Origin of the sequence: Pseudomonas sp. NBRC 111127, assembly GCF_001320345.1 — a bacterium.
Lineage (GTDB): Bacteria > Pseudomonadota > Gammaproteobacteria > Pseudomonadales > Pseudomonadaceae > Aquipseudomonas > Aquipseudomonas juntendi.
The window spans coordinates 1-6,099 of sequence record NZ_BCBD01000232.1; the positions used below are offsets into that span (position 1 = coordinate 1).

General features: G+C 61.8%; 9 protein-coding genes. 8 read left to right on the forward strand and 1 reads right to left on the reverse strand.

Going from position 1 to position 6,099, the window contains the following annotated elements; translation table 11 throughout:
• Nucleotides 1–130: Maf family protein (locus APH30_RS25775; RefSeq protein WP_177333799.1), on the reverse strand; the 130-nt coding region annotated here is incomplete at its 3' end.
• A 96-nt stretch (nucleotides 131–226) separates the two neighbouring features.
• Here APH30_RS25775 and APH30_RS28500 point away from each other — a divergent pair.
• From APH30_RS28500 to APH30_RS25815, 8 genes are all read left to right on the forward strand, one after another.
• Complete coding sequence (locus APH30_RS28500) at nucleotides 227–754, forward strand: YceD family protein (RefSeq protein ID WP_080709253.1); 528 nt, start codon at nucleotides 227–229, stop codon at nucleotides 752–754.
• Nucleotides 755–767: 13 nt separating this feature from the next.
• Nucleotides 768–950, forward strand: a complete 183-nt coding sequence (gene rpmF, locus APH30_RS25785) for a 50S ribosomal protein L32 (RefSeq protein ID WP_029887079.1) — start codon at nucleotides 768–770, stop codon at nucleotides 948–950.
• Nucleotides 951–953: 3 nt separating this feature from the next.
• A complete protein-coding gene (plsX, locus tag APH30_RS25790) occupies nucleotides 954–1,964 on the forward strand; it encodes a phosphate acyltransferase PlsX (RefSeq protein WP_082416259.1) in 1,011 nt (336 codons plus the stop codon).
• A 164-nt stretch (nucleotides 1,965–2,128) separates the two neighbouring features.
• Complete coding sequence (gene fabD, locus APH30_RS25795; protein ID WP_082416260.1) at nucleotides 2,129–3,067, forward strand: ACP S-malonyltransferase; 939 nt, start codon at nucleotides 2,129–2,131, stop codon at nucleotides 3,065–3,067.
• A gap of 15 nt (nucleotides 3,068–3,082) precedes the next feature.
• Entirely contained in the window at nucleotides 3,083–3,823 is a 741-nt protein-coding gene (gene fabG / locus APH30_RS25800) for a 3-oxoacyl-ACP reductase FabG (RefSeq protein WP_054914121.1), read from the forward strand.
• Between the two features lie 202 nt (nucleotides 3,824–4,025).
• Nucleotides 4,026–4,262 carry an acyl carrier protein gene (acpP, locus tag APH30_RS25805; RefSeq protein WP_009685065.1) on the forward strand — a complete coding sequence of 79 codons (237 nt, stop codon included), beginning with the start codon at nucleotides 4,026–4,028 and terminating at the stop codon, nucleotides 4,260–4,262.
• A 187-nt stretch (nucleotides 4,263–4,449) separates the two neighbouring features.
• Nucleotides 4,450–5,694 (forward strand): beta-ketoacyl-ACP synthase II, encoded by a 1,245-nt coding sequence (gene fabF / locus APH30_RS25810; RefSeq protein ID WP_009685064.1) that lies wholly within the window; start codon nucleotides 4,450–4,452, stop codon nucleotides 5,692–5,694.
• The coding region (locus tag APH30_RS25815) for an aminotransferase class IV (protein ID WP_177333800.1) at nucleotides 5,694–6,099 on the forward strand (406 nt) is incomplete at its 3' end. The genes fabF and APH30_RS25815, both read left to right, overlap by 1 nt.

Here is a 6,099-nt window from a genome sequence, read left to right on the forward strand (position 1 = left end):
GCTCTGGCGCTGGCTCGCCGGCCTGGCGCTGCTCGTCTATGTCGGGGCTTGCCCAGGTGAAAGGCAGCTGCAGGCGGGCGAGCAGTTCGCGGCGATAGGCAGAGCTGGAAGCCAGTAACAGAGGAAGCATGGTAGACTCCTGATTCAGTTGAACAAATTCTATCACGCACGATGCCGCCTAATTTCCTTTGACAGGGGCGGGGGGCATCCCTATTATGCTGCGCCTATGTTGAATGACCCGATTCCACCTCACGTTGACCCGCGCAAATTAGCCGATCGTGGCGTAACCCTTAACGGTTCGCTGCCGCTCGCTGATTTGGAAAGACTCTGCGACCCGCTTTCCGACAATGTCGGTACGGTGCAGGCGAAGTTCGATTTTGAACGAGATGAGCAGCACGTGGTGGTTATCCACAGCGAGCTGGACGTCGAAGTCAAAATGGTTTGCCAGCGTTGTCTTGAGCTGGTCACCCTGCCGATCCATAGCGAATGCACTTACGCTGTGGTGAAGGAGGGTGCGAATACCCAGTCGTTGCCGAAAGGCTATGACGTGCTGGAACTGGGCGAAGATCCTTTGGATCTGCAGGCATTGATCGAGGAGGAGCTTCTGCTCGCCCTGCCAATCGTGCCTGCTCATCATCCGGAAGAATGCCAGCAGCCGGCGGGCGCAGACGAGCCCGAATCGAGCAAGGACGAGGTATCGCGGTCCAACCCGTTCAGTGTTTTGGCGCAGTTAAAGCGTGACCCAAACGTTTAGGAGTTAATCAATTATGGCTGTTCAGCAGAACAAAAAATCCCGCTCTGCCCGTGACATGCGCCGTTCGCACGACGCTCTGTCGGAAAACGCGCTGTCGGTAGACAAGTCCACCGGTGAAGTCCACCTGCGCCACCACGTTTCGCCAGAAGGCGTATACCGTGGTCGCAAAGTGGTCGACAAGGGCGCTGACGAGTAATCCTTGTCCGCTCAGGTCATCGCGATCGACGCAATGGGCGGGGACTTCGGTCCCCGCAGCATTGTTCAGGCTAGCATTGCCTGCCTTTCCGCTACCCCCTCGTTGCACCTGACCCTCGTCGGTCAACCCTCCCTCCTGGAAGATCTTGTCAGCGGCCTTGCGGCTGCGGATCGCGCGCGCCTGCAAATCGTCGCCGCCAGTGAAGTGGTCGGCATGGACGAGCGGCCATCCCAGGTGCTGCGTGGCAAGCCGGACTCGTCCATGCGCATCGCCCTGGAACTGGTGCGTGATGGCAAGGCCCAGGCCTGCGTCAGTGCCGGCAACACTGGCGCGCTGATGGCATTGTCACGCTTCGTGCTCAAGACCCTGCCGGGTATCGACCGCCCGGCCATGGTGGCCGCGATCCCGACCCAGGCCGGTTACTGCCAGTTGCTCGACCTGGGTGCCAATGTCGATTGCAGTGCCGAAAACCTGTACCAGTTCGCCGTGATGGGGTCGGTGGCGGCCCAGGCCCTGGGTGTTCACCGCCCGCGGGTGGCGTTGCTGAACATCGGTACCGAGGACATCAAGGGCAACCAGCAGGTCAAGTTGGCGGCAAGCCTGTTGCACAATGCCCGCGGGCTCAACTATGTGGGCTTTGTCGAAGGTGACGGGCTGTACCGTGGCGAGGCGGATGTGGTGGTGTGCGACGGCTTCGTTGGCAATATCCTGCTCAAGTCCAGCGAGGGCCTGGCCACCATGATCGGTGCGCGGATCGAGCAATTGTTCAAGGGCGGGTTGCTGGCGCGGGCCGCTGGAGCCGTGGCCATGCCCCTGCTCAAGCGCCTGCAGGCCGACCTGGCGCCGGCGCGGCACAATGGCGCGAGTTTCCTGGGTTTGCAGGGTATCGTCATCAAGAGCCATGGCTCCGCAGGCGTTCAGGGGTTCCAGAGTGCCATCCAGCGGGCGTTGATCGAGATTCAGGAGAATCTGCCGCAGCGTTTGCACGGGCGTTTGGAGGACCTGCTGCTTTAGCCTGCGACGGGCCCGAGCAGGCAAACAAAGACCTTAGGCATATCACCGATGAAGTGCTTAAATGTGACCGCTTGGTCTGCGTCTTCATCCAAGCTTTCAGATTCCGCGCCTGGCCCAAGGCCTGGCGTACCCTATCCGACGACAAGATCATAAGGGCTTGTTCAATGTCTGCATCTCTCGCATTCGTCTTTCCCGGTCAAGGTTCCCAGTCGCTGGGCATGCTCGCCGAGCTCGGCGCCGAGAAGCCAGTGATCATCGAAACCTTCAAGGAAGCTTCTGAAGCTCTCGGTTACGACCTGTGGAAGCTGGTCCAGGAAGGTCCGGAAGAGCAACTCAACCAGACCGACAAGACGCAGCCGGCGATCCTCACCGCGTCCATCGCGCTGTGGCGTCTGTGGCTGGAAGAGGGCGGTGCCACGCCAGCTTTCGTGTCCGGTCATAGCCTGGGTGAGTACAGCGCCCTGGTCGCTGCCGGCAGCATCAGCCTGAAAGACGCTGTGCGCCTGGTCGAGCGCCGTGGTCAGCTGATGCAGGAAGCGGTACCTGCCGGGCACGGGGCCATGGCCGCCATTCTCGGCCTGGACGACGCTGTGGTCGTGGAGCTGTGCGCCGAAGCGGCTGAAGATGAAGTGGTCAGTGCCGTCAACTTCAACTCGCCAGGGCAGGTGGTCATCGCCGGCAACAAGGCGGCGGTCGACCGCGCCATGGAGCTGTGCAAGGCCAAAGGCGCCAAGCGCGCCTTGCCGCTGGCCGTCAGCGTGCCTTCGCACTGCGCCCTGATGAAGCCGGCTGCCGAGCGCTTTGCCGATGCGGTCAACGCCATCGAGTGGAAAGCCCCGCAGATTCCGGTGGTACAGAACGTCACCGCCGCCATCGCGGCCGACCTCGATGCCCTCAAGCAGGACCTGCTGGCGCAGCTGTACCAGCCGGTACGCTGGGTTGAGTGCGTGCAGGCCCTGGCGGCCAATGGTGCAGTCAATCTGGTCGAGTGTGGCCCGGGCAAAGTCCTGGCTGGCCTGAACAAGCGTTGCGCCGATGGCGTGACCACTTACAACCTCAACACCCCTGACGCCGTTGCCGCCACCCGCGCGGCACTGGCCTGATTTGGAGAAGCTTGCATGAGCCTGCAAGGTAAAGTTGCACTGGTCACTGGCGCCAGCCGTGGCATTGGCCAGGCCATCGCCCTGGAACTGGGCCGCCAGGGCGCAACCGTGATTGGTACCGCCACTTCGGCCTCCGGCGCCGAGCGTATCGCCGCCACCCTGAAAGAGCACGGTATCACCGGCACCGGCATGGAACTGAACGTGACCAGCGCCGAGTCGATTGAAGCGGTACTGGCTGCCATTGGTGAGCAGTTCGGCGCCCCGGCCATTCTGGTCAACAACGCCGGCATCACCCGCGACAACCTCATGCTGCGCATGAAAGACGACGAATGGTTCGATGTGATCGACACCAACCTGAACAGCCTCTACCGTCTGTCCAAGGGTGTGCTGCGTGGCATGACCAAGGCTCGTTGGGGTCGTATCATCAGCATCGGCTCGGTCGTCGGTGCCATGGGTAACGCTGGCCAGGCCAACTATGCGGCTGCCAAGGCCGGGCTGGAAGGCTTCAGCCGCGCCCTGGCGCGTGAAGTCGGTTCGCGTGGCATTACCGTCAACTCGGTGACCCCTGGTTTCATCGATACCGACATGACCCGCGAACTGCCTGAAGCGCAGCGCGAAGCCCTGCAAACCCAGATTCCACTGGGCCGCCTGGGGCAGGCCGACGAAATTGCCAAGGTGGTTTCGTTCCTAGCTTCGGACGGTGCAGCCTATGTAACCGGTGCAACCGTGCCGGTCAACGGCGGGATGTACATGTAACCCTGCAACTCAATGTGACGGATTTCGTAAAAAAAGAGTCATACTGCGAGCCTAAAATCCGTTATAAAGCTGCAATCAGATTCCAGACAGCGGGTGCGGTGACTAGCCTGAAGGCAGGTTCAGCTTGAAAAGCGAACGTCTTTCTATAAAATTAGCCACCGGCCAGCTGCCTGCATATATCCATTAGGAGTGAAAACTAGGTATGAGCACCATCGAAGAACGCGTCAAGAAAATCGTCGCCGAGCAACTGGGCGTCAAGGAAGAAGAAGTGACTGCTGAGAAGTCCTTCGTCGATGACCTGGGTGCCGATTCGCTTGACACCGTTGAACTGGTGATGGCTCTGGAAGAGGAATTCGAGACCGAAATCCCTGACGAAGAAGCCGAGAAGATCACTACCGTTCAAGCTGCTATCGACTACGTCAAGAACCACCAGGCTTAAGACGTTACCGTCGACGCTACTTGTCGGGGAAAACCGCACTGCCTTCGCTGGCGTGCGGTTTTTTCTTTGCGAGCGCCGCGTATTGTCCAGGCCGCCTCGTTCACCGCGCACCAAGAGCCTGTTGCCATTTCATTCCAGCGCTTGAATGCAATGCCAAGAGACTCTGTTATTAGAAAAGGAGAGTACTGTGTCGCGTAGACGCGTCGTGGTCACCGGTATGGGTATGCTGTCGCCACTGGGTACCGATGTACCGAGCACCTGGCAGGGCATTCTGGCTGGCCGCAGTGGCATCGGTCCGATCGAACACACGGACCTGTCTGCCTACTCCACCCGTTTTGGCGGCTCGGTGAAAGGCTTCGAGGTGGAGCAGTACCTGTCGGCCAAAGAGGCCCGCAAGCTCGACCTGTTCATCCAGTACGGCCTGGCGGCCGGGTTCCAGGCGGTGCGTAATGCCGGCCTGGAGGTCACCGACGCCAACCGCGAGCGCATCGGCGTGGCCATGGGGTCGGGGATCGGTGGCCTGACCAACATCGAAGAAACCAGCCGCACCCTGCATGACTCGGGGCCGCGTCGCATTTCGCCATTCTTCGTGCCGGGCTCGATCATCAACATGATCTCGGGTTTCCTGTCGATCCACCTGGGCCTGCAGGGCCCCAACTACGCCATTGCCACGGCCTGCACCACCGGCACCCATTGCATCGGCATGGCCGCGCGCAATATCGCCTACGGTGAAGCCGACGTGATGATTGCCGGCGGCGCCGAAATGGCCGCTTGCGGGCTGGGCATGGGTGGCTTCGGTGCATCGCGCGCGCTGTCCACCCGCAACGACGAGCCTGCCCGCGCCAGCCGCCCATGGGACAAAGGCCGCGACGGTTTCGTGCTGTCCGACGGTGCCGGTGCCTTGGTGCTCGAAGAACTGGAGCATGCCCAGGCCCGTGGGGCGACCATCTATGCCGAGTTGATCGGTTTTGGCATGAGCGGCGACGCCTACCACATGACCTCGCCACCAGACTCCGGTGAAGGCGCTGCGCGTTGCATGGCCAACGCCCTGCGCGATGCTGGCATCCAGCCGGAACACGTGAGCTACATCAACGCCCATGGCACTTCGACCCCCGCGGGCGACATTGCCGAGGTGGCGGCGATCAAGCGCGTATTCGGCGACCACGCCTACAAGCTGGCAGTCAGCTCGACCAAGTCGATGACCGGCCACCTGCTGGGGGCGGCTGGCGCGGTAGAAGCGATCTTCAGTGTGCTGGCGATCAACAGCCAGATGGCGCCGCCGACCATCAACCTGGACGAACCGGACGAGGGTTGCGACCTGGACTTCGTGCCGCACCAGGCGCGCAGCATGCCGATCGATGTGGTGTTGTCCAACTCGTTCGGCTTTGGTGGCACCAACGGCTCGCTGGTGTTCCGCCGGTTCGCCGGTTGATGCTCAGCTGGATCGACGGCCAGCCCGCGACTGCGCTCAATCTGCAGAACCGCGGCCTGGCCTACGGCGATGGTCTGTTCGAAACCATCGCCGTTCGGCATGGCCGGCCCAGGCTGCTGGACGGCCATCTCGCCCGCCTGGCGCTGGGTTGCCAGCGGCTGGCGATTGGCGCCGACCTGGCGCAGGTGCGTGAGGAATTGCTGCGTTATGCCAGCCAGCTCGGCAACGGGGTAGCCAAACTCATCCTCACTCGTGGCGACAGCCAGCGTGGTTACGCGCCGGTTGCCGATGCCGTGCCCCGGCGTATCCTGCAGGGCGGCCCGTTACCCAGCTATCCTGTTGCCCATGCCGAGCAGGGCGTACGCTTGTTCCCCTGCCAGACACGGCTTGGGGAACAACCGTTGC